Raw genomic sequence first — 23,159 nt, 5'->3', positions numbered from 1 at the left:
CCGTCCGCGGGCGCTCACCGGTCCGTCCGCGGGCGGACCGGCTGCCTGCCGCCAGGCCCTAAGCGCTTGCTCAGCGGCGCGATATGGTGTTCGATCCGTCAGAGGAGGGTCCCTGGCGGATCGAGGAGCGGGGTACGCGATGGGTGCGGCGGCGAAGCGGGCCGAAGCGGAGAACGAGGAGTGGGCCGGGGTGACCCCGGACGCCGCGCGGCGCCTGGTCAGTGCCGCCGTCGAGGCTTTCGCCGAGCGTGGCTACCACGCCACCACCACCCGTGACATCGCCGGCCGGGCCGGTATGAGCCCTGCCGCCCTCTACATCCACTACAAGACCAAGGAAGAGCTGCTGTACCGCATCAGCGGCATCGGCCACGAAAAGGCGCTGCGCATCATGGACGCCGCCGCCGGGGCCGAGGGCAGCGCCACCGAGCGCCTTCGCGACGCCGTACGGACCTTCGCCCGCTGGCATGCGGAGCACCACACCACCGCCCGGGTCATCCAGTACGAGCTCCAGGCGCTGAGCCCCGAGCACTACACCGAGATCACCGGTCTGCGCCGCCGTACGGACCGGGTGCTGCGGCAGATCATCCAGGACGGTGCGGACAGCGGGGAGTTCCAGGCCGACGACGTGCCGGGCACCACCCTCGCGGTGCTGTCGCTGTGTGTGGACGTCGCCCGCTGGTTCACGGCACAGGGCCCGCGCACGCCCGACGAGGTCGGCACCCTCTATGCCGACCTCGTGCTGCGCATGGTGGGTGCGCCGGTGGACCGGGCCGCCGCGGGCGAGGGGTAGACCGCCGCCCGCGCGGGAGAGCGCGGCCCGCTTTCGGGAACGGAACGCCACGGGCCGGCCGGGCCGTCGGGAGCCGCGAAATCCCGCGGTCCGTGGTCCGGCCGCCGCCCGGCTACAGGTAGAAGCGGCTGACCGACTCCGCGACGCAGACCGGCTTGTCGCCGCCCTCGCGCTCGATGGTCACGACCGTGGCGAGCTGGACGCCGCCGGGAACCTCGGTCACCTCCGCGATCCTGGCGGTGGCGCGCAGTCGTGAGCCGACCGGGACGGTGGCGGGGAAACGGACCTTGTTGGTGCCGTAGTTGATGCCCATCTTCACGTTGTCGACCCGCATCAGCTGCGGTACGAAGGCGGGCAGCAGCGACAGCGTCAGATAGCCGTGCGCGATGGTGGTGCCGAAGGGGCCGGCCGCGGCCTTCTCCTGGTCCACATGGATCCACTGGTGATCGCCGGTGGCCTCCGCGAACAGGTCGATCCGCTTCTGGTCGATCTCCAGCCAGTCGCTGGTGCCCAGCTCCTCACCGACTGCTTCGCGCAGTTCGTCGAGCGATCCGAACACTCGGGGCTGTGCCATTTTCGTCCGCCTCCTCGGGATCCATCCGCCGCTGTGGTGCACCGGCCGATGCTTACTAAGCGCTTGCTCAGCATGCTGAGTGCGGGTGCCCGCTGTCAACGGTCCGGCGAGCCCCGCAGGCCGGGAAGCCACCCCCGAGGTCGCCTAGGGTTGAACCGTGCCCCAGCTTCCGTACAAGGTTCACGAGCTCACCGTCGGCCAGCTTTCCGCGCGCAGCGGTGCCGCGGTCTCCGCGCTGCACTTCTACGAGTCCAAGGGGCTGATCAGCAGCACCCGGACGGCGGGCAATCAGCGGCGCTACACCCGTGACGCGCTGCGTCGGGTCGCGTTCGTGCGGGCGGCGCAGCGGGTGGGGATCCCGCTCGCGGTGATCCGTGACGCGCTGGCCGAGCTGCCGGACGAGCGCACGCCCAACCGCGCCGACTGGGCCCGGCTCTCCGCGGTCTGGCGCGCCGAGCTGGACGAGCGGATCACCCAACTCGTCGAGTTGCGCGACCGGTTGTCGGACTGCATCGGCTGTGGCTGCCTCTCGCTGGAGACCTGCGGGCTGTCCAATCCGTACGACAACCTCGGTGAGCAGGGGCCCGGCGCGCGACGGCTGCGGGTCGACCGGAGCGTCCAGGACCCGGAGGGGGCACAGCAGCGCGCGGGCGGTGAGCAGCGGCAGCAGCGGCATACGAAGGCTCAGAGGGCTCAGAGGGCTCAGCCCGGCGAGCGGGAAGAGCAGGGCGGCTGTACGGACGAGCGGGGCTGCTGTACCGACGAGCCGTGAGCGCGGAGGCGTCCGCCTCGTGGCGCGGATGCGCGCCCAACCTCCAGCGCGGGTGCGCCCGCCCCCATGACGGGGCGGGCGCGGGTGTGCCGGATTCCTCACCACATGGACGGGGTGCGGTCCGCCCACGGGCGGGCCTGCTCCAGCTGCGCCGACAGCGCGATCAGGGTGGCCTCGTCGCCGTAGCGCCCGGCCAGCATCACCCCGATCGGCAGCCCCTCGGCGTTCCACTGCAGCGGGACGCTCACCGCGGGCTGGCCGGTGGCGTTGTAGAGCGCGGTGAACGGCGTGAAGGCGCCGATGGCGGCGAACTCGGCCTGGGGGTCGGCGTCGTTGCGCAGCCCGCCGACCGGGACCGGGGGCGCGGCCAGGGTCGGCGAGAGGATCACGTCATAGCCGGTGCCCGGCGGCATCAGGCCGTCCGCGACGGACTGGGCGAGAATCCGGAACGCGTACATCGAGCGTGCGAAGTCCGTACCGGAGACCTCGGCGCCGCGGGCGCGCAGCGAGCGGGTGAGCGGCATCAGCAGCTCCTCGCGCTCCGGCGGCACGGGGCGGCTCGCGGCGAGCACCGACCAGACCCGGGTGAAGGCGAGCAGGATGCCGTCGTCGGCCGGCAGGGACAGCTCCTCGACCTCGTGGCCGAGCCCGGTCAGCAGGGCGGCGGTGTCGGTGGTGGCGGTGCGGCAGTCGGGGTGGAGCTCGATGCCGGGGACGGGCGGCTCGGTGAGGCAGGCGATCCGCAGCCGTCCGGGGTCGCGGCGGGCGTGGGTGGCGAAGGTTTCGCCGGGCGGCAGTGGCGGCGCGGTGAACGGATCGCCGGGCATCGTGCCCGCCATGACGTCCAGCAGGGTGGCCGCGTCCGCGACCGTACGGGCCAGTGGTCCCGAGGTGGCCAGGCCGGAGATGTCGTGCAGCAGCGGGCCGCCGCTGACCCGGCCGCGGCTGGGCTTGATGCCGAACAGCCCGCAGACCGAGGCCGGGATACGGATCGAGCCGCCGCCGTCGCTGGCGTGCGCGAGCGGGGCGAGGCCGCCGGCCACGGCGGCGGCCGCCCCGCCGCTGGAGCCGCCCGCCGAGAGCTCCGGGTCCCACGGGGTGCGGGCGGGCGGCGCCAGGTCGTTCTCGGTGTAGCACGGCAGCCCGAATTCGGGGGTGTTGGTCTTGCCGAGCAGGATCGTGCCGCCCGCCCGCAGCTTGTGGACGACATGGTCGTCGACGGTCGGCACCTGCCCGTCCAGCGCCCGGGAACCCATCGTGCAGCGCACCCCGGCGACCTGGTTGAGGTCCTTCACGGGGACCGGGACGCCGTGCAGCGGCGGGAGCGCACGGCCCTCCCGGCGGGCCGCGGTGGCCTCGCTCTCGGCGTCCGAGGCCTGCTTGCGGGCTATCTCCGGGGTGCGGGTGAGGAAGGCGCCGAGTGAGTCGTCGAGCCGCTCGATCCGCGTCAGATAGTGCTCGGTGAGCTCCACGGGGGAGAGCTCGCCCGACCGGATCTTCTCGGCCTGTTCGAGCGCGGTCAGATCGTGCAGGTCGGCCATGGACGTCCAGCCTCTCCTCAGGGTGCCCGCACGGCCCTGGTGTCGTACGGGCGGGAGGGCCGGCGCCGGCCGGGCGCGATGCCGGTGCGGGGGCCGGCCCGTGAACAGTTGTTTCAGGTGGAGGGGCTGCCCGTAAAGGCCGTAGAAGGAACGGGATGCCCGCCCGGAGCCGGACGGGGACGGCCGGGAAGGCGCGCGGCCCCATGCGCCGGCCGTCCCCCCGGCGCCGGTCAGGCCGCCGCGAACGCCTCCGCCTCGTGCACCCGCACCCGGCCCGCCGTGGTCAGCGCCTCGTGCGTCAGCACGGACGGCGGGGCCAGCACCCCGCACTGCAGGCAGGCCGGCCCGGGCGCCGGTGCGTCCACCGCATCCGGGAGCCAGGCGAAGCGGGTGCCGCCGCACACCGGGCAGTCGCGGCGCGGCCGGCCCGTTTCCATCGCCACGATCATGCGGTGCAGCACCACCGCGAGGCGGGCCGCGGGGTGGCGCTGCGGTGACTCGCACGGCACGATGTCGCAGCCGCCCCAGGTCCGCCGGTGCCACTCGTCGATCGCGCCGGGCTGCCGGATGCCGTCGTGTTTCTCCTTGCGGCGCCGGGCGGCGAACTCCTGCTCGTACGCGAGCCAGAGAGTGCGGGCCTCTTCCAGCTCGGCGAGCGCGGCCATCAGCCGCTCCGGATCGGGGTCGCGGTCCTGGGTCGCGATACCGGCCCGGGTGCACAGATGGTGCCAGGTCGCCCGATGCCCGTAAGGGGCGAAGCGTTCAAGGCACTTGCGCAGGGCCGTGCGTCGCTGAGCCGCGACGAGTCGTGGATTGCGGACCTGTTCTGCGAGGGCTCTGAAACCGGCCATTTCATCCCACCTCCGTGGGGAGGATCCGACTGAACGGAGATGGGACGTAGCCGATCACCAACTGGATCCCTCGAACTTTCTTGCGGTTTCAGGGGTGATGGTCCGGGGGTCGGGGTGCCGGGTCGTCGGGCTGCCGGGGCGGCGTCGGCGGAAACTCCCGCCGGATGAGCAAAAGTTGACTGTTGTTCATCTTCCGGTCAGGGATAACCGGCGGTAACGTCCCGCCCGCCCTCCCCCGCGCTCGTGACGGGCAGGGGACCCCCAGCGAGGAGCCGGAATGCGACGACGTACCGGAAGGCTCAGGACCGCCACCGCGGCGGCCCTGTTCGCCTTGGGTGCCATGCTCTTGGCACCGCCCCCCACCGCGGCCGCGGCCGCGGCCGCCGCACCGAACGATGCCCACGACTACTGCCAGGGCCAGTGCGGCGACATCCTGCCGCCCGGCGCCACCGGCAACGCCACCTTGGTGGAGATCCTCGGCAACAAGCTGTTCGGCACCCACCCCGAGCACACCACCGACCAGCTCGGCCCGTACGGCGCGCTGGCGAGCGGCTACCAGTCGCTCACCGACGACACCCTCGGCCAGTTCTTCAACGACGCCTCCTTCGGCGTCCCCCAGGACCAGGTCGGCAAGGTCACCACGCCCCGGAGCGACGTGACCATCACCCGGGACAAGAAGACCGGGGTGCCGCACATCAAGGGCACCACCCGCTACGGCACCGAATACGGCGCCGGCTACGCCGCGGGCCAGGACCGGCTCTGGATGATGGACCTCTTCCGCCACATCGGCCGCGGCGAACTGACCTCCTTCGCCGGCGGCGCGCTCGCCAACCAGGGCCTGGAGCAGCAGTTCTGGCCGCAGGCGCCGTACACCGAGGACGATCTGCAGCGGCAGGTCGACTACATCAAGGACCACAACGGCGAGCGCGGCAAACTGGCCATGGAAGACGCCCAGGCCTACGTCGACGGCATCAACGCCTACCGCGAACAGTCCAAGAACGGCCGCTACTTCCCCGGTGAGTACGTCCTCACCGGCCATGTCGACGCGATCACCAACGCCGGTGAGATCCAGCCCTTCAAGCTCACCGACCTGATAGCCCTCGCCTCCGTCGTCGGCGGACTCTTCGGCAACGGCGGAGGCGGCGAGGTCCCCTCGGCCCTCGCGCTGCTCTCCGCCCAGCAGAAGTACGGCGTCGAGAAGGGCACCCAGGTCTGGGAGTCCTTCCGGGAGCGCAACGACCCCGAGGCGGCCAAGACCCTGCACGACGGCAGCAGCTTCCCCTACGCGGTCAAGCCGGCCAAGGCCAAGGGCACCGCACTGCCCGACCGCGGCTCGGTCACCCCCGAGCCGCTGGTCTTCGACCGCACCGGCGCGGCCACCGTCAAGAGCGGGACACCGCCCCGCGACCCGGTCAAGGCTCCCAAGAAGTACAGGAAGCTGGAAGGCCTCTTCAAGGACGGGGTGCTGCCCAAGGGGAGCTTCGACCCGACCCAGCACCGCGGGATGTCCAACGCCCTGCTGGTCTCCGGCAAGCACTCCGCCAGCGGCCACCCGGTCGCCGTCTTCGGCCCGCAGACCGGCTACTTCGCGCCGCAGCTCCTGATGCTCCAGGAGATCCAGGGGCCGGGCATCAGCGCCCGCGGCGCCTCCTTCGCGGGCGTCGGGATGTACGTCCAGCTCGGCCGCGGTCAGGACTACGCCTGGAGCGCCACCTCGGCCGGCCAGGACATCACCGACACCTACGCCGTGGAGCTGTGCAACGCGGACGGCTCGGCGCCCACCAAGGACTCCGCCTCCTACCGCTACCGCGGCGCCTGCGTCCCCATGGAGAAGCTGGAGCGCACCAACTCCTGGAAGCCCACCGTCGCCGACCCGACGGCGGCCGGCTCCTACCGGATGCAGGTCTTCCGGACGAAGTACGGGACCGTCACCCACCGCGCCACCGTCGACGGCAAGCCCGTCGCCTACACCGCGCAGCGCTCCACCTACCGCCACGAGGCCGACTCGATCATCGGCTTCCAGATGTTCAACGACCCGTCCTACGTCCACGACGCCAAGACGTTCCAGCAGGCCGCCGGGCACATCGGCTACGCCTTCAACTGGTTCTACGCCGACTCCCGTGACATCGCGTACTACAACAGCGGGCTCAACCCGGTCCGCAACCCCGATGTCGACCCCGCACTGCCCGTCAAGGCGGAGGACGCCTACGAGTGGAAGGGCTACGACCCGGACACCAACTCCACCGACTACACCCCGCCCGCCCAGCACCCGCAGTCCGTCGACCAGGACTACTACATCTCGTGGAACAACAAGCAGGCCAAGGACTACGACTCGGCCGGCTTCGGCAACGGGTCGGTGCACCGCGGCAATCTGCTGGACGACCGGGTGCGCGCCCTGACCGAGAACGGCGGGGTGACCCGGGCCTCGCTGACCCGCGCCATGTCCGAGGCCGCCGTCACCGACCTGCGCGGCGAGGACGTGCTGCCCGAACTCCTGCGGGTCCTGAACAGCAAGCCCGTCACCGACCCTCAGCTGAAGACCGCGGTCCAGCAGCTGGAGGCCTGGCGCAAGGACGGCGCCCAGCGGAAGGAGACCGCCGCGGGCTCGCACACCTACACCCACCCCGATGCCGTACGCCTGATGGACGCCTGGTGGCCGCTGATGATCGACGCGGTCTTCAAGCCAGGGCTGGGCGGCGACCTCTATGACGCGCTGCGGGCCAATCTCGGCATCGACGAATCCCCGTCGGCCGGCCACGGCCCCACCGGGGCGCACGCCGGATCGGCCTTCCAGTACGGCTGGTGGAGCTATGCGGACAAGGATCTGCGGTCGGTGCTGGGCGACAAGGTGGCGGGCCCGCTGGCGCAGCCGTACTGCGGCAACGGTGAACTGTCCGCCTGCCGCGACACCTTGCTGGCCACCCTCCAGCAGGCGAGCGGGAAGACGGCCGAGCAGGTCGACCCCGGCGACGACAGCTGCAAGGCCGGCGACCAGTGGTGCGCGGACGCGATCATCCACCGCGCGGTGGGCGGTCTGACCCACGACACCATCAGCTGGCAGAACCGGCCGACCTATCAGCAGGTCGTGGAGTTCCCGGCACACCGGTAGCGGGAGCGCGGCACGGCGAGGCCCCGGGGTATCACCGCCCGGGGCCTTCGCGCGCCCGTCCGGTGCCTTGCCGTCCCCCTTCCCGTAAGCCCGACTGCCCTCGGAGCCGTGATTCCACGGGGGTTATGCTGCAGGGTTCTGAACTCCAGGGAATGGGAAAGCGAGGCATGGCCTTGTCAGGTCCGCAGCAGTACCCGACGGAGCTGCTGGATACCACCATGGACCAGCTGCGCACACTGATCGTCGTCCGCGAGGCGGGCACCGCGCTGGGCGCCGCGCGGCGGCTGGGCCGCGAACAGTCCAGTGTGCAAAAGCAGCTGGACACCATGAACCGCACCTTTGCCGCGCTGTGCGGCGAGGAGCTGGTCCTCAAGCAAGGGCGGGGCCAGGACGCCCTGTTCACCGCGACCGGCGAGGCGCTGGTCGAGCTGGCGCGGCGCACGCTGGGGGAGTGGTCGGACGGGGTGCGCGACGCCCGCCGCCGGCTCGGCCGGACGCTGTCCGTCGGCACCACCCGCTACACCCTCGGCTTTCTGCTGGACGCGGTGGAACGCGTCACCCAGGACTACGAGCGCGACGACGTCGACCTGAAGGTCACTCATGTCCGCACCGGCGACCTCTTCACCAAGCTGCGCTCCAAGGAGCTCGATCTGGTCTGCGGCAGCGTCGTGGTCACCGAAGGCGACGAAGCGGAACTGCTGGCTCCGTACGAGGTCATGGAATGGCGGCGCAGCGGGCTCTCCCTGCTGACGAACCTCCCGCCGGAACGGCTCCCCGGCACCTCCTTCAGCGCCCACGACCTGCCCCGGCTCCCGCTGGTCGTCTCGACGCGCGGCCTGATCAGCCGCTTCCTGACCTCCTGGTACGGCCCCGACTACCGGCACAAGCTGTCCGTGGCGGCCGAGATCGAGGCCGCGCACTACGGCTTCGAACTGCTGCGGTCGGGGGTGGTCAGCGGGGCGATGCTGGTCACCCGGGGCATCGGCGAGGCCGCCGCGAACGGCCGCCTCCCGGAAGCCGGCGGGCTGCGCACCCTGGAGATCGTCGGGGAGGTGGGTCCTCGCACCGAGGTGCTGGTCGGCGTCTTCACCCGCCGCGGCGAGCGGGACTCCTACGCCCCCGGCCACCCGCTCAACCTCCTGTGGGACGCGCTGTCGAGGGAGAGCGGGCGATGGTGGCTGAGCTCGTGAGCGCGCGGTGTCACCGGGGGCTTGCGAGCGCGCGGTGTCACCGGGTGCTCGGGGGGAGCGCGCGGCGTCACCGGGGGCTTGCGAGCGCGCGGCGTCACCGGCTCGTCAGACCAGCTCCCGCTCCCGGGTCTCCGGCAGCGCCAGCACGCACAGCAGCGAGACGACCGCCATCGCGCTGACGTACCAGCCCACCGAGGCCGATCCGTATGCCGACTGGAGCCGGGTGGCGACCAGCGGGGCCACCGCGCCGCCGAGAACGCCGCCCAGGTTGTAGGCCAGCGAGGCGCCCGAGTACCGCACCCGCGCACCGAACAGCTCCGGCAGATACGCGCCCATCGGGCCGTACACCACACCCATGCAGAACAGCGCGCCGCCGATACCGAGGGCGATCAGCACCGGTGACCCGGTGTCCAGCAGCGGGAAGAGCACCAGACCCCACACGACGGCGAGAGCGCTCCCGGCGAGGATCAGCTTGCGGCGCCCGGCCGCGTCGGACCGGGTGGCGGCGAGCCAGGTACCGGCGGCCAGGAACAGGCAGGCGACGAGGGAGAGCCCCAGCATGGTGTTGCGGGAGATGCCGAGGGTGGCGGTGGCGTAGGACAGGCAGTAGGTCGTCGCGGTGTAGAAGAGGCCGTACGCGACGATCATGCCGCCCGCGCCCAGCAGCAGTTCGCGCGGATGACGGCGCAGCACCTCGACGGCGGGGACCTTGCTCGCTTCCTGTGCGTCCAGCACCTTCGCGAACACCGGCGTCTCACTGATCTTCAACCGTACGAACAGCCCCACGCCGACCAGCAGGAACGACAGCAGAAACGGCACCCGCCAGCCCCACGAGCCGAACGCCGCGTCATCGAGCACGGACGACAGCAGCCAGAACACCCCGGTCGCCGCGAAGAACCCCACGGACGGGCCGAGTTGCGGGAAGGCCGCATACAGCCCGCGGCGCCTGCGCGGCGCATGCTCGACCGCGAGCAGTGCGGCCCCGCCCCACTCGCCGCCCAGGCCGATGCCCTGCAGGAAGCGCAGCACGAGCAGCAGCAACGGCGCCCAGACGCCCCAGGTGTCGTAGCCGGGGAGCAGGCCGACGCACGCCGTCGAGAGCCCCATCAGCAGCAGCGAGGCGACCAGGACGGACTTCCGGCCCACCCGGTCACCGAAGTGGCCGAAGAGCACCGAGCCCAGCGGCCGTGCGGCGAACGCCACCGCGTAGGTGGAGAAGGACGCGAGGGTGGCGTTGACCGGGTCGAGCGTCGGAAAGAACGCCTGGTTGAGGACGAGCGCGGCGGCCGTCCCGTAGATGTAGAAGTCGTAGAACTCGATGGCCGTCCCGATGAAGGAGGCCACCGCCACCCGGCGCAGGCTCTCACCGCCGCCGGCTTCCCCCTTCGTCTCCGGGGGAGAATCTGCTGATGCCTGCGCTGGTCCATGTGCTGATCCATGCGCTGGTCCCTGCGCTGATGTCGCGTCACTACTCACCAGCGCACTTTCCGGCTCGGTGCAGGGGGCAGTCAAGAGGTGAAATGGGCTGTCTCGGTTCTTGAGACCGCCCAACGCCTCTGCCGGGTAACGCTTACGGGTACCGCAGATACCGTCGTCGCACCGCCCGGAAGCGCCTCAGCCCCTCCTGCCAGGCGGCCACGATCCCGTCGGGATCCGCGCCCGCGTCGATCATCTTGCGGACGGTCGACGAGCCGGTCAGCCGGTCGATGCCGTTGTCGGGACGCCAGGCGAAGCCGCTCCAGACCCGCTTCGCGGTCACCAGGAGCCCGATGCCGGTGCGTACCGGGTCGAACGCCTCGCGGTCGTGGACGTGCAGCTGGACGCCGCCGATCGTCTTGCCCTGGAACTTGGAGAAGGTGGGGGCGAAGTAGGCCTCCCGGAAGTGGACGCCGGGCAGGCCCAGTCCGGTGGCGGCCGCGGCCCAGCGGTGGTCGATGCCGTCCGCACCCAGCAGCTCGAAGGGGCGGGTGGTGCCGCGCCCCTCGGAGAGGTTGGTGCCCTCGAAGAGACAGGTGCCGGAGTAGACCAGGGCGGTGTCGGGCGTGGGCATGTTGGGGCTCGGCGGCACCCAGGGCAGGCCGGTGGCGTCGAAGAAGTCGGTGCGCCGCCAGCCGGTCATCCGTACGGTCTCCAGCTCCACCGGGCGCCCGGCCGCCTGCGGCACGAACTCGCCGTTGAACAGCAGCGCCAGCTCCGTCACCGTCATCCCGTGTGCCTGCGCGATGGGCTCCCGGCCGATGAACGAGGCGTACGCCTTGTCGAGCACCGGGCCGGTGGCCGAGCGGCCGGTGACCGGATTGGGCCGGTCGAGGACGACGAAGCGCTTGCCGGCGAGCGCCGCCGCCACCATGCAGTCGTACAGCGTCCAGATGTAGGTGTAGAAGCGCGCGCCCACGTCCTGGATGTCGAAGACGACGGTGTCCACCCCGGAGGCGCCGAAGATGCCGGCGAGTTCCCTGCCGCTCTTGTTGTACGTGTCGTAGACCGGCAGGCCGGTGGCCGGATCGTCGTAGCGGCCCTCGGAGCCGCCGGCCTGGGCGGTGCCGCGGAAGCCGTGCTCGGGGCCGAAGACGGCGGTCAGCCGCACCCGTTCGTCGGCGTGCATCACATCCACGATGTGCCGCAGATCCCGGGTGACACCGGTGGGGTTGGTGACGAGGCCGGCCCGGTGGCCGTCCAGGAGGCGGTAGCCGTCGGCGGCCAGCCGGTCGAAGCCGGTGTGCACCCGCCGTCCGCCGCCGTGCGCGGGGTCCGCCGCCTGCGCGGGCCCCGCGCCCGTGGCCAGTGCCGCACCGGCCGCTCCCGCCGTCGCCAGCCGCCCGAGCAGAACGCGTCTCGACAGAGCCATCCGCACACCTCCGTGATCAGGGAATCAACCGGGTACGTGTCGTGTGCACGCTAGCCCGCTCCGGGGCGTGGCGGAATGGACCCGGCCGGTACGGCAAGGACTCTTCGGCATGGGCCCGGCGGGGTGCGGCAAGGACTCCTCCGTATGCGCGCGGCCGCTGCGGCAAGGACGCGTCCGCTCGGACCCGGCCGGTACCGCAAGGACTCTTCCGCCGGGACATACCGACTGGTTAGTCTGCCTGAGTCGAATCGACCCGACCGAGGGAGACCCAGGGTGGAAGCCGTACGGGACAAGGCCGTTGTCGTGACCGGGGCGGGCGGGGGGATCGGCGCCGCGCTGGCCCGCCGGTTCGCCGCCGAGGGCGCCCGGGTCGTGGTCAACGATCTGGACGAGGCCAAGGCGGCGAAGACCGCCGGGGAGATCGGGGCGATCGCGGTCGCCGGCGACGCCTCCGCCGTCGTCCCGGCCGCACGGGCGGCGCTCGGCGGCGGTATCGACATCTTCTGCGCCAACGCCGGGGTGGGGACCGGCGGTGGGGCCGAGGCGCCCGACGAGGACTGGGCGCTGGCCTGGGACGTCAATGTCATGGCACATGTCCGGGCCGCGCGGGAGCTGGTGCCGGAGTGGCTGGAGCGCGGCAGCGGGCGCTTCATCTCCACCGTCTCCGCCGCGGGGCTGCTCACCATGGTCGCCGCGGCCCCGTACAGCGTCACCAAGCACGGCGCCTATGCCTTCGCCGAATGGCTCTCGCTGACCTACCGGCACCGCGGTATCGACGTCCACGCCATCTGCCCGCAGGGCGTCCGTACCGACATGCTGGCCGCCACCGGCGTCGCCGGGGACCTGGTCCTGACGCCCACGGCCGTGGAGCCCGAGGACGTCGCCGACGCCCTCTTCGCCGCGATGGCCGAGGGCCGCTTCCTGGTCCTGCCGCACCCGGAGGTCGCGGACTACTACACCGCGCGGGCGGCCGACCCCGACCGCTGGCTCGGCGGGATGAACCACCTCCAGCGGAAGTTGGAGCAGGCCGAGGGAGACGGCTCCTAGGACCACCCGCCCCGGCGGCGCAGGGGGGCGGGCCGGGCGGGCCGACGGGCCGACGGCCGGCCGGGCCCGGCAGGTCACCGCACGTCACCTGCCACCCCACGTCCCCCGCCACCCCGCGTCACCCGGGCAGTTTCCCCGCAGGGATGATTCAGGCGATCAGGAAGAAAGGGCCGCACCCCGATGACCTCCTACCAGGACATGCCGTGGCTGGCACAGCTCACCGACGCCCAGCGCGCCCCCGTCCAGCCGCCCCCCTCGACGCTGCACGCCTTCCGGTCCGCGGTCGGCCGGGCCCCCGACCGTACGGCGCTCGCCTACTTCGACGGCCGGCTGTCCTACGCCGAGACCGATGCGCTCTCCGACGGCATCGCCGCCCACCTCGCCGAGCGCGGCTTCCGGCGCGGCGACCGGGCCGCGGTCATGCTGCAGAACACCCCGCACTTCGTGCTCGCCCTGCTCGGCGTGTGGAAGGCCGGCGGGGTGGTGGTGCCGGTCAACCCCATGTACAAGTCCGCCGAAATGCGGCACATCCTGGACGACGCCGAGGTCACCGCCGTCATCTGCGCCGACCGCACCTGGGACGGCTTTCTGCGGGCCACCGCCGCCGGGGCGCCGACCGTACGGATCGCGCTCACCGCCTGGGAGCGGGACCTGCAGACCCGGGACGACCGGCGGGTGCTGCGCGGTGACCGGCTCGGCCCGCAGGAGGGCGCCGACGACCTGCTGACCGTCGCCCGCACCGCGGGGAGGATCCGCGCGGTGCCCACCGACCCGGAACTCACCGCCGACGACCTCGCGCTGATCAGCTACACCTCCGGCACCAGCGGCACCCCCAAAGGCGCCACCAACACCCACGGCAACATCACCTACAACGCCGAACGCCAGCGCACCGGCCTGGGCCTGCCCGAAGGCGCCACCTACTTCGCACTCGCCCCGCTCTTCCACATCACCGGCATGGTCTGCGAACTGGCCGCCTGTGTCGCCAACTCCGGCACCCTCGCGCTCGCCTACCGCTTCGACGCCGGCGTCGTCCTGGACGCCTTCCTGGAGCACCGCCCCGCCTATACGGTCGGGCCCTCCACCGCCTATATGGCGCTGATGGCGCACCCCGAGGTCACCCGCGACCACTTCGCGTCCTTTCGGACCATGTCCTCGGGCGGTGCGCCGCTGCCGCCCGCCCTCGTCGAGAAGTTCCGCACCGACTTCGGGCCCTACCTCCACAACGGCTACGGCCTGACCGAGTGCACCGCCCCCTGTGCCAGCGTCCCGCCCGGCAGGGAGGCACCGGTCGACAAGGTCTCCGGCACGCTCGCCGTGGGCGTCCCCGGCCCCGACACCGTCGTGCGGATCACCGACGAGAGGGGCCGGGACCTGCCGTTCGGCGAGCAGGGTGAGATAACGGTCCGCGGCCCCCAGGTCGTCCCCGGCTACTGGCGCCGCCCCGACGCCACCGCCGAGGCCATCCCGGACGGCGAGCTGCGGACCGGTGACATCGGTTTCATGGACGCCGGCGGCTGGCTGTACGTCGTCGACCGCAAGAAGGACATGATCAACGCCTCCGGCTTCAAGGTCTGGCCCCGCGAGGTCGAGGACGTCCTCTACAGCCATCCGGCGGTGCGCGAGGCGGCGGTCGTCGGCGTGCCCGATGCCTACCGCGGCGAGTCGGTCAAGGCCTATGTCAGCCTGCGCCCCGGCACGTCCCCGGAACCCGCCGAGCTGGCCGCTTACTGCAAGGAACGGCTCGCCGCGTACAAATATCCCCGTGCGGTGGAGATCCTGGCCGAGCTTCCGAAGACCACGAGTGGCAAGATCCTCCGACGGGAGCTGCGCCACCGCGCATGACGAGAGCACGAAGGAGCAGGTGAGGGCGATGGCCGGCACGAAGGACGGCAACGGCAGCGGCAGTGCGAAGCCGGTGGCCCAGCGGCTGCTGGCGACCGCCACCAGGCTCTTCGCCGAGCAGGGCTACGACCGCACCTCCGTCCAGGAGATCGTCGATACGGCGGGCGTCACCAAGGGCGCCCTGTACCACTACTTCGGCTCCAAGGAGGATCTGCTCCACGAGGTCTACGGCCGGGTCCTGCGACTCCAGCAGGAGCGGCTGGACCACTTCGCCGGTGCCGACGCGCCGGTGGAGCAGCGACTGCGGGACGCCGCCGCCGACGTGGTCGTCACCACCATCGAGAACCTCGACGACACCAAGATCTTCTTCCGCTCGATGCACCAGCTGAGCCCGGAGAAGGACAAGCAGGTACGCGCCGAACGGCGCCGCTACCACGAGCGGTTCCGGGCCCTGGTCGAGGAGGGCCAGCGCACCGGTGTCTTCGCCGCCGACATCCCCGCCGACCTGGTCGTGGACTACCACTTCGGCTCCGTGCACCACCTGGGCACGTGGTACCGCGAGGACGGACCGCTCAGCCCGCAGCAGGTCGCCGATCACCTGGCGGATCTGCTGCTGCGCGCCCTGCGGCCGTAGGCGCGCGCCGCACGCCGCACGCCGCGTCCGGGGGCCGGAGCTCCCGGGGGCGGAGACCCAGGGGCCGAGGCCCGGGGCGGACTGACCGCCTCCGGCCCCGCCCGGCCACCGCGTGCGAGCCCGGCCGCGGGCCAGGATGTCGACCGTCCGCACCGGCCGACCGCGGTGTTCCGTTGGCCACACGCGCCGGAGTGGCGTTCCTCACACTCCCTCGCCCTGTGTGCCGGACCGGCCACATCGGGCCGATCCGGACCGCCTCTCGGCGCGCCCCTGAGGGCCTTCACCGCATCTTCAGGAATTTATTGGATTGCGCGCAAGACCTGTGGGAACGCGCTCCTGGGCAACGACACTCAAGGGGCGGTCACGGTTCGGGGCTGTCCTCATCCGCGGTCCGTAACTTACGGTATCGATAGTTCTGCTATCACTACCGATGTGGGTGGCCTTGTGGCTGAAGTGACGCTGTTTCTCCGGGAGTACGCACGGACGCGCCGGGAGGTGGGCGCGATTGCTCCGAGCAGTCCCCGGCTCGGCAGGGCCCTGACCCGCTACCTGATCCCGAGCCCCGGCCGCTCCCGCGCGGTCCTGGAGGTGGGCCCCGGCACCGGCGCGGTGACCCGCCACATCGCCGACGCGCTCGGCCGGGAGGACACCCTCGACCTGGTCGAGGCCAACCCGCGCTTCGTCGACATCCTGCACGGCGCCTACGGCAGCGACCCCCGGCTGCAGTTCCTCACCGGCCTGGTGCAGGAGCACGAACTCGGCACCTACGACACGATCGTCTGCGGCCTGCCGTTCGCGAACTTCGACGCCCCCACCACGACGGACATCTTCGACCGGCTGCTCGGCGCCCTGCGGCCCGGCGGCACGCTCTCCTTCTTCGGCTACGTCGGCGGCGCCACGGTCCGCCGCACGTTCAGCGGCCCGGCCGCCCGGGTCCACGCCCTCGACGGCCAGAACGCGCTGCGCCGCATACTCGACCGGCACACCTTCCGTACCGAACTGGTGCTGGGCAACCTGCCGCCGGCCCGGGTGCATCACCTCGTGCCGGCCGGCGACCCCGTTCACCCGGTCTGAGACCGCGCCTGCCCCCGCCGGGCCACGTCCTCCTGAGCGATACGCCGCAGCGCGGCCATCGCCGTGTCGCCCAGCACGGTCCCGAGCACCGCACCCTCGATCTGGGCGTCGAGGCTCGGGACCCCGTCGAACGCCGCCAGCTCGGCGGCGGCCAGGGACCCGGCGGCCTGCGCGTACCGGTCGAGCAGGCCGAGCAGCGCGCTCTGGTCGAGCTCGTGGTAGGCCACCACGACCTGCACCAGCGTCCGCCACCCCGGATTCTCCGGCCGCACCGCCCAGTCGTGCCGCCGCACCAGCTCCGCGACCTCGCGCTCGGCGCGCTCCCACATCTCGTCGGTGCCCCGCTCGGCGGCCACCTTGCTGACCGCCGACTGCGCGGTCCCGAGCATGCCGTGCGGGGTGGTGCCCGGAGAGTCGATGCCGGCCAGTACCTCGGCGGCGGCCGCGATGGACAAGCCGCCCACTTCGGTCAGTGCCCGGATCAGCTTCAGCCGCCGGATGTGCGATTCGGCGTACTGGACCTGGTTCGGACTGATGCGCTCGCCCGGGGGCAACATGCCTTCCCGGGTGTAGTACTTGATCGACGGAACCGGCACCCCGGTCCGCCGCGCCAGTTCGCCGATACGCATCCCCCGAGGATAACGGCGGGGCCCGCCGGGCCGGGGTCCGCTCCGATCGGTGGACAAGGCGCCCCGCCCGCGGCGTACGCGGGCCGTGCCCGAGGTCCCCACCCCCTCGGGCACGGCTGCGGTACCGGGCGGCCCCGGTCCTTCGGTCCCTACAGGTAGCGCTTCAACTCACGGCGCGCCAGCGACCGTTGGTGCACCTCGTCGGGGCCGTCCGCCAGCTGGAGCGTGCGGGCGCCGGCCCACAGCTCCGCCAGGGGGAAGTCCTGGCTGACGCCGCCCGCGCCGTGCAGCTGTACCGCCTTGTCGAGGATGTCCACGACGGTGCGCGGAGTGGCGATCTTGATGGCCTGGATCTCGGTGTGAGCACCCTTGTTGCCGACGGTGTCCATCAGCCAGGCGGTCTTCAGCACCAGCAGCCGCAGCTGCTCCACCGCCACCCGGGCATCCGCGATCCACTCCTGCACCACGCCCTGCTGGGCCAGCGGCTTGCCGAACGCCGTACGGGTCACCGCGCGGCGGCACATCAGCTCGATGGCGCGCTCGGCCATGCCGATCAGCCGCATGCAGTGGTGGATCCGGCCGGGGCCGAGCCGCGCCTGAGCGATGCCGAAGCCGCCGCCCTCCTCGCCGATCAGGTTGCCCGCCGGCACCCGCACGTCGTGGAAGACCACCTCGGCGTGGCCGCCGTGGTAGTGGTCCTCGTAGCCGTAGACCTGCATGGCGCGCTTGACCTCCACGCCGGGGGTGTCCCGCGGGACCAGGATCATCGACTGCTGGCGGCGGAGGTCCGCGCCGTCCGGGTCGGTCTTGCCCATCACGATGAAGATCTGGCACAGCGGGTTCATCGCGCCGGAGATGTACCACTTGCGCCCGTTGATGACGTAGCTTCCCCCACTCTCGGCTCCGCTCGAGCGGGAGGTGCCCCCATCGTCCCGCGCGATATGCGTCTCGATGTTGGTGGCGTCCGACGAGGCCACCTCCGGCTCGGTCATCGCGAACGCCGACCGGATCTCACCGGCCAGCAGCGGCTCCAGCCACTGCTTCTGCTGCGCCTCGTTGCCGAACTGCGCCAGCACCTCCATGTTGCCGGTGTCCGGCGCCGCGCAGTTCAGTGCGGTGGGCGCCAACTGGGGGCTGCGGCCGGTGATTTCGGCCAGCGGTGCGTACTGGAGGTTCGTCAGCCCGGCGCCGTGCTCCGCGTCCGGCAGGAAGAGGTTCCACAGCCCCTGCCGCCGGGCCTCGGCCTTCAGCTCCTCGACGATCGCCGGGGTGTCCCACGGTGAGGCGAGTGCGGCCCGCTGCTCATGGGCGGTCTGCTCGGCCGGGTATACATGCTCGTCCATGAACGTCAGGAGCCGTGCGCGCAACTCCTCGGTCCGGGCGTCGAATGCGAAGTCCATGGGTGCCTCAGCCTTCCTTGAGGGTGGAGAGTCCGTGGTCGATGAAGACGGGGACGAGCTCGCCGATCCGGTCGAACCCGGCGCCGACGGTCTGGCCGAGCGTGAAGCGGTAGTGGATGCCTTCGAGGATCACGGCGAGCTTGAACCAGGCGAACGCCGTGTACCAGGCGATGGCGGAGGTGTCCCGGCCGGAGCGGGTGGCATAGCGCTCGATCAGCTCGCCCGGCGAGGGGTGGCCGGGGGCGCCGCTGGTGGTGCTCACCGGCGACCGGGGCAGGCCCAGGTCCGAGCTGTACATCGCCAGCAGGCCGAGGTCGGTCAGCGGATCGCCGAGCGTGGACATCTCCCAGTCCAGGACGGCCTTGAGGGTGTCGTCGGCCCCGATCAGGACGTTGTCGAGGCGGTAGTCGCCGTGGACGACGGCCGGGGCGGGCGAGGCGGGCAGCGACCGGCCCAGCGTCTCGTGCAGCTCGTCGATCCCGGGCAGGTCACGGTTCTTCGACGCGCTCAACTGCTTGCCCCAGCGACGCAGTTGGCGCTCCAGGAAGCCCTCGGGGCGGCCGAAGTCGCCGAGCCCGATCGCCTCCGGGTCCACCGCGTGCAGGTCCACGAGTGTATCGACCAGGGAGAGCACCACGGCCCGGGTGCGCTCGGGCCCGAGCGGGGCCAGCTGGTCGGCCGTGCGGTAGGGCACGCCCTCGACCAGCTCCATCACATAGAAGGGTGCGCCGATGACCGACTCGTCCTCGCACAGCAGCAGCGCCTCGGGCACCGGCACCGGCGTCTCGTGCAGGGCGCTGATGACCCGGTGCTCGCGCCGCATGTCGTGCGCGGTCGCCAGCACATGGCCGAGCGGCGGCCGGCGGACGACCCAGGAGGCGGCACCGTCGGTGACGCGGTAGGTGAGGTTGGACCGCCCGCCCTCGATCAGCCGGGCCCGCAGCGGGCCGCCGGCCAGCCCCGGCCGCTCCCGGCCCAGATGCTCACGCAATCGCTCCAGGTCGAGACCGGGGGGATCCTCCCGGTCCTGGGCCTGCGGGGGAGGGGTGCCCTTGCTCATCGTGCTCCTCCGTACGGAGTGGACGGTCGGTCGGTCGACCGGTTGCAGCACGATCATGCCGACTAGTCGGTATGGCGTCCAGTGCCGGGGCGTGGGGCGTGGGTCACGCGAGGATTTTCCGCCACGTCTCCGCCGTACCGGAGGCCCGGGACGCCCCGGCCCGTTCGCCCCGGCCTCCTCTCAGGCCTCCGGCAGCACGGCTGTGGTCAGGCGTGACACGCCATCGGCACCCCGCCGTTCATCACCGTCATATCGCCGAACCCGGCCATCAGGTCGAGCGGGGCGCCCGGCGCGGTGCCCGCCAGCTCCGCGTACGCCCGGTGCAGATTCGCCACCAGCCGCTCGCTCTCGGCCAGCTCCGCGAACGGGCCGAGGTCCGCCTCCCGGGCCACCTCCAGCGGCGTAAGGCCGGCCGCCCGGCCCTCCTGCGCCAGCCGGCCGACGAACCGCAGATAGCGCTCGATGCCGTCGTACACCTCGGGGCCGGTCACCGGGCCGTGCCCGGGGACGACGGTGACCGCGTCCAGGGTGCGCAGCAGCTCCAGCGCCCGCAGCGACCCGGACAGCGACCCCATGAAGACGAACGGGGTACCGCCGTGGAAGACCAGATCGCCGGCGAAGACGATGCGCTGCCGCGGCAGCCAGACGACGGTGTCGCCGGTGGTGTGCGCCACGCCCGGGTGGATCAGCCGCACCTCGGTGTCCCCGACGTGCAGGGCCAGCTCGTCGGTGTAGGTGACCTCGGGCGCCGTCACCCGGATGTCGCCGTACTCCACCTCGGGCCAGACCGCGTGCAACTGCTGTCCGGCGGCCAGCAGCTCACGGCGGCAGGAGGCGTGCCCGATGACCGTCGCCTCGGGCGCGAAGACGCAGTTGCCGTAGGTGTGGTCGCCGTGGTGGTGCGTGTTGACCACCATGCGGGGCGCGGGCGCGCCGCTCTCGGCGATCCGGCGGCGCAGCACGCGCGCCCGGCTCTCGGTGGCGGCGGTGTCCACGACCAGGGTGGCGTCCCCGTCGGTGATGAAGCCCGCGTTGTTCAGGCACCAGCCGCCGTCCGGCTGGATGAAGGCGTGCACCCCGGCGGCCAGTTCGGTGAGGTAGGGCTCGGGGGGCGGTGCCGCCGAGGTGTGTGCTGCCGTGGTCTGTGCCGGCGTGTTCCGTGCTGCCGAGTCGCCCATGCGGGTCTGTGTCCCCTCGTCCGGTGGTCCCTCATGCCCCGCTGCCGGGGCGGGAGTCGGTCCCGACCCGGGACGGCGGGGGTCGCGTCACGGTACCTCCACCGCGCTCGGCGGTGGCGTCGCACCCCTGCCCGGCACTACGGCTGAGCTTCCCGGCCCGGCACCCCGGCCAGGCACCCGGCTCAGTGCCCCGGTAGCAATATCACCGCGCCGCACAGCGCCAGCCCGAAGGTGCAGCCGACCAGCAGCAGGGCCGTCCGCGGGGAGAGGCCCGGCGGGCGGCCGGTGACCATGGCCTGCATCCGGCGGTGCGCGAGCGCCACGAACGCGATCCACAACAGGCCGGTCAGCGCCGCCAGCACCACCTCCACCGGCCCGGGAGCGGCGTTCCGCAGCAGCTGACGGGCGGCCAGCACCGCCATCGCCGTGGCGGACAGCGTGGTACGCCGCCACGCCAGCCTGGTCCGCTCCGGCTGCAGCCCCGGGTCCCGGTCGGGCGCCGGCCGCGGCGGCCCCGCGCCCGGGGTCACTGTGCCCGCCACCGGTCAGGTCGTCCGGCCCAGGAGGACCAGTACGACCACCGCCACCGCCAGGAGGCCGACGCTCAGCGCCAGCGCCGTGGGGAAGCGGGTGACCGGCAGGTCCTCACCGCGCCGCATCGCGCGCTCGCAGCGCACCCAGTGATTGACCGCCCGCAGCGCACACAGCGCGCCGCCCACCAGCAGGACGACGGTGAAGGTCACTCGCAGCCCCTGGTGCAGCCGGGGCAGGAACTGGTCCACCGCGAAACCGCCGCCGATCAGCGCCAGCCCGGTGCGGAGCCAGGCGAGGAAGGTGCGCTCGTTGGCGAGCGAGAAGCGGTAGTCGGGGGTCTCGCCCTCCTCACGGACCCGGGCGGGCGAGAACCACAGGCGTACCGCGGCGCCGGCCGACCGCAGTGCCTCGGTAAGGATCATGGCCGAAACCCTATCGGCCGTCCGGTGCCCTGCCCGGGGCGCCTCAGAGGTCCCCCGTCTCCCGCCGGGCCAGCAGCTCCCGGTACGCGGCGAGCCCGTCCGGCGTCCACGGCCACTCGTCCAGCCGCCGGGCCAGCTCCTGTTCGGTCAGGAACGCGGACCAGTCGATCTCCGACTCCTGCGGGGCGACCGGCAGGGTGCAGCGCACCTGGTAGACCGCGGACCACCAGGTGTGCTCGGCCGTCTCGTAGAGGAACTTGAACAGCGGCTCGGGTGGCTCCAGCCCCTGGACCCCCAGCTCCTCCTCGGCCTCGCGCAGCGCCGCCTGGTCGTAGGTCTCGCCGGTGCCGACCACCCCTCCCACGAACATGTCGTAGTGCGAGGGGAAGACGAGCTTCTGCGGGGTGCGGCGGTGGACGAAGATCCGGTCCGCCTCGTCCCTGGCGAGGACGAACGCGCAGCGGGTGCGCATCCTGCGGGCGTAGGTCTCACCGCGTGGGGCCTGCCTCACGACCTGATCGTTCTCATCGACGACGTCGAGGATTTCGTCCGCGTTGAGCGGTTGCTGATCGGTCATGGCAGCCATGCAACCACCCGGGCCCCGGGCCCGGCTCTCCGGGCGGCGGTCTCCCCGGCGGCGGTTGTCCGGGGCGGTCACCACCGCGGGGGAGCGGCCCGGGACGCCCTCCTCACTGCGGCTGTGGTCAGTGCGGCTGCAGCTCCCGTACGTTCTCCCGCCGGCCGGACCCCGGCGGCATCGCCGGATGGCTGCCGATCAGCACGATGCCCGCGACGACGGCCACGATCCCGGCCACCTCCCACGCCAGCGCCCCGGGCGTCACCCGCAGCTGGTCGCCGAGGAACCCCACCCCGCAGGCGATGCCGGCCAGCGGTTGGGCGGCGGTCAGTGCGGGCAGCGAGAGCCGCAGCGGCGCCGACTCGAAGGCGCTCTGCACCAGCACCAGCGCCAGCACCCCGAGCACCACGATGGCGTACGGCTGCCAGCTGGTGACCAGGGCCGACCAGCCGCCCTGGCTGAAGTGCTCCCCGCTGATCCGGGTCAGCGCGTCCTGCAGCCCGTAGATCAGGCCCGCCGCGACCCCCAGCAGGGCGGCCTCCAGGCTCACATGCACCCGCTCCCGCTTGGCGACCGCCGCCAGCAGCAACGCGGTGCCCAGCACCATGCCCATGATCAGCCACTGCCACAGATGATCCGCGCTGCGCTGCCCGCCCTGGGGCTGTCCGGCCACGATGAAGGCCGTCACCCCGCCCGCCAGCAGCCACAGCCCGGCCCAGCCGCTCCGGCCCAGCCGCTGCCGGGTCAGCCGCCGCGACAGCGCCATCGCGAACAGCAGGTTGGTCGCCAGCAGCGGTTCCACCAGGGTGATGTCGCCCATCCCCAGCGCTATCGCGCCGAGCGCCATCCCGACCACCATCAGACCGATACCGGCCAGCCACAGCGGCATCCGCACCAGGTCGAGCAGCAGACGTACCGAGAGGTAGTCCTTCATCGGAGCGTGCTGCGCCGCGGCCTGCTGAAACACGAAACCGAGTCCCAGACAGCAGGCCGCTCCAAGGGCGAGCAGTATCACCGTCACGTCGCACCTCGTATCGGGGGGCGGGGGATGCGCCTGAGGATAGTCACCAGGCGGCGGGCGTGGGGT

21 protein-coding genes are annotated in these 23,159 nt (G+C 72.2%); 8 read left to right on the top strand and 13 right to left on the bottom strand.

Annotated features, from left to right (window positions below; all coding sequences use genetic code 11):
- Positions 1-139 precede the first annotated feature (139 nt).
- Complete coding sequence (locus ABR737_RS11395) at positions 140-790, top strand: TetR/AcrR family transcriptional regulator (protein WP_350250064.1); 651 nt, start codon at positions 140-142, stop codon at positions 788-790.
- Positions 791-902: 112 nt separating this feature from the next.
- Here the strand turns inward: ABR737_RS11395 and ABR737_RS11390 are convergent, their stop codons facing one another.
- On the bottom strand, positions 903-1,364 hold the full coding sequence (locus tag ABR737_RS11390) for a MaoC family dehydratase (protein ID WP_350250063.1): 462 nt from the start codon (positions 1,362-1,364) through the stop codon (positions 903-905).
- Between the two features lie 157 nt (positions 1,365-1,521).
- Here ABR737_RS11390 and soxR point away from each other — a divergent pair, with 157 nt between their 5' ends.
- Positions 1,522-2,136, top strand: coding sequence for a redox-sensitive transcriptional activator SoxR (soxR, locus tag ABR737_RS11385; RefSeq protein WP_350250062.1), 615 nt, complete (start codon positions 1,522-1,524; stop codon positions 2,134-2,136).
- 98 nt (positions 2,137-2,234) lie between these two features.
- On the opposite strand, the gene ABR737_RS11380 is transcribed toward soxR, so the two are convergent.
- Positions 2,235-3,677 (bottom strand): amidase, encoded by a 1,443-nt coding sequence (locus ABR737_RS11380; RefSeq protein WP_350250061.1) that lies wholly within the window; start codon positions 3,675-3,677, stop codon positions 2,235-2,237.
- Between the two features lie 230 nt (positions 3,678-3,907).
- Positions 3,908-4,528 carry a hypothetical protein gene (locus ABR737_RS11375; RefSeq protein WP_350250060.1) on the bottom strand — a complete coding sequence of 207 codons (621 nt, stop codon included), beginning with the start codon at positions 4,526-4,528 and terminating at the stop codon, positions 3,908-3,910.
- A 277-nt stretch (positions 4,529-4,805) separates the two neighbouring features.
- On the opposite strand from ABR737_RS11375, the gene ABR737_RS11370 reads away from it, so the two are divergent.
- Together ABR737_RS11370 and ABR737_RS11365 are read left to right on the top strand one after the other, a co-directional pair.
- The gene (locus ABR737_RS11370; protein WP_350250059.1) at positions 4,806-7,637 is read left to right on the top strand and encodes a penicillin acylase family protein; all 2,832 of its coding nucleotides are present in this window, start codon (positions 4,806-4,808) and stop codon (positions 7,635-7,637) included.
- A gap of 167 nt (positions 7,638-7,804) precedes the next feature.
- Positions 7,805-8,827, top strand: a complete 1,023-nt coding sequence (locus tag ABR737_RS11365) for a LysR family transcriptional regulator (protein WP_350250058.1) — start codon at positions 7,805-7,807, stop codon at positions 8,825-8,827.
- A 105-nt stretch (positions 8,828-8,932) separates the two neighbouring features.
- Here ABR737_RS11365 and ABR737_RS11360 read toward each other — a convergent pair whose 3' ends face one another.
- Together ABR737_RS11360 and ABR737_RS11355 are read right to left on the bottom strand one after the other, a co-directional pair.
- On the bottom strand, positions 8,933-10,186 hold the full coding sequence (locus tag ABR737_RS11360) for an MFS transporter (RefSeq protein WP_350256751.1): 1,254 nt from the start codon (positions 10,184-10,186) through the stop codon (positions 8,933-8,935).
- 211 nt (positions 10,187-10,397) lie between these two features.
- Positions 10,398-11,675, bottom strand: a complete 1,278-nt coding sequence (locus tag ABR737_RS11355) for an exo-beta-N-acetylmuramidase NamZ family protein (protein ID WP_350250057.1) — start codon at positions 11,673-11,675, stop codon at positions 10,398-10,400.
- Between the two features lie 273 nt (positions 11,676-11,948).
- Here ABR737_RS11355 and ABR737_RS11350 point away from each other — a divergent pair, with 273 nt between their 5' ends.
- The 4 genes from ABR737_RS11350 to ABR737_RS11335 all read left to right on the top strand — a co-directional run bounded on the left by ABR737_RS11350 (position 11,949) and on the right by ABR737_RS11335 (position 16,272).
- Positions 11,949-12,722, top strand: coding sequence for an SDR family oxidoreductase (locus ABR737_RS11350; RefSeq protein WP_350250056.1), 774 nt, complete (start codon positions 11,949-11,951; stop codon positions 12,720-12,722).
- Between the two features lie 180 nt (positions 12,723-12,902).
- Entirely contained in the window at positions 12,903-14,564 is a 1,662-nt protein-coding gene (locus tag ABR737_RS11345) for an AMP-binding protein (protein WP_350250055.1), read from the top strand.
- 28 nt (positions 14,565-14,592) lie between these two features.
- On the top strand, positions 14,593-15,198 hold the full coding sequence (locus ABR737_RS11340) for a TetR/AcrR family transcriptional regulator (protein WP_350250054.1): 606 nt from the start codon (positions 14,593-14,595) through the stop codon (positions 15,196-15,198).
- A 444-nt stretch (positions 15,199-15,642) separates the two neighbouring features.
- The gene (locus ABR737_RS11335; protein WP_350250053.1) at positions 15,643-16,272 is read left to right on the top strand and encodes a class I SAM-dependent methyltransferase; all 630 of its coding nucleotides are present in this window, start codon (positions 15,643-15,645) and stop codon (positions 16,270-16,272) included.
- On the opposite strand, the gene ABR737_RS11330 is transcribed toward ABR737_RS11335, so the two are convergent.
- The 8 genes from ABR737_RS11330 to ABR737_RS11295 all read right to left on the bottom strand — a co-directional run bounded on the left by ABR737_RS11330 (position 16,260) and on the right by ABR737_RS11295 (position 23,093).
- Entirely contained in the window at positions 16,260-16,901 is a 642-nt protein-coding gene (locus ABR737_RS11330) for a MerR family transcriptional regulator (RefSeq protein WP_350250052.1), read from the bottom strand. The genes ABR737_RS11335 and ABR737_RS11330 overlap by 13 nt on opposite strands.
- Positions 16,902-17,050: 149 nt before the next feature.
- Positions 17,051-18,301 (bottom strand): acyl-CoA dehydrogenase family protein, encoded by a 1,251-nt coding sequence (locus ABR737_RS11325; protein ID WP_350250051.1) that lies wholly within the window; start codon positions 18,299-18,301, stop codon positions 17,051-17,053.
- 7 nt (positions 18,302-18,308) lie between these two features.
- Positions 18,309-19,361: a phosphotransferase family protein gene (locus ABR737_RS11320; protein ID WP_350256750.1), complete on the bottom strand. Its 1,053-nt coding sequence runs from the start codon at positions 19,359-19,361 to the stop codon at positions 18,309-18,311.
- A gap of 206 nt (positions 19,362-19,567) precedes the next feature.
- Complete coding sequence (locus ABR737_RS11315; protein WP_350250050.1) at positions 19,568-20,539, bottom strand: MBL fold metallo-hydrolase; 972 nt, start codon at positions 20,537-20,539, stop codon at positions 19,568-19,570.
- 182 nt (positions 20,540-20,721) lie between these two features.
- Complete coding sequence (locus ABR737_RS11310) at positions 20,722-21,081, bottom strand: DUF202 domain-containing protein (protein WP_350250049.1); 360 nt, start codon at positions 21,079-21,081, stop codon at positions 20,722-20,724.
- A gap of 3 nt (positions 21,082-21,084) precedes the next feature.
- Positions 21,085-21,495 carry a YidH family protein gene (locus ABR737_RS11305; RefSeq protein WP_350250048.1) on the bottom strand — a complete coding sequence of 137 codons (411 nt, stop codon included), beginning with the start codon at positions 21,493-21,495 and terminating at the stop codon, positions 21,085-21,087.
- A gap of 43 nt (positions 21,496-21,538) precedes the next feature.
- Positions 21,539-22,072: an NUDIX hydrolase gene (locus tag ABR737_RS11300; RefSeq protein WP_350250047.1), complete on the bottom strand. Its 534-nt coding sequence runs from the start codon at positions 22,070-22,072 to the stop codon at positions 21,539-21,541.
- Positions 22,073-22,199: 127 nt separating this feature from the next.
- Positions 22,200-23,093 carry a DMT family transporter gene (locus tag ABR737_RS11295; protein ID WP_350250046.1) on the bottom strand — a complete coding sequence of 298 codons (894 nt, stop codon included), beginning with the start codon at positions 23,091-23,093 and terminating at the stop codon, positions 22,200-22,202.
- Between the last annotated feature and the right edge of the window lie 66 nt (positions 23,094-23,159).

The organism is Streptomyces sp. Edi2, from assembly GCF_040253635.1.
Classification (GTDB): domain Bacteria; phylum Actinomycetota; class Actinomycetes; order Streptomycetales; family Streptomycetaceae; genus Streptomyces.
This window is presented reverse-complemented; position numbering and strand designations above follow the sequence as displayed.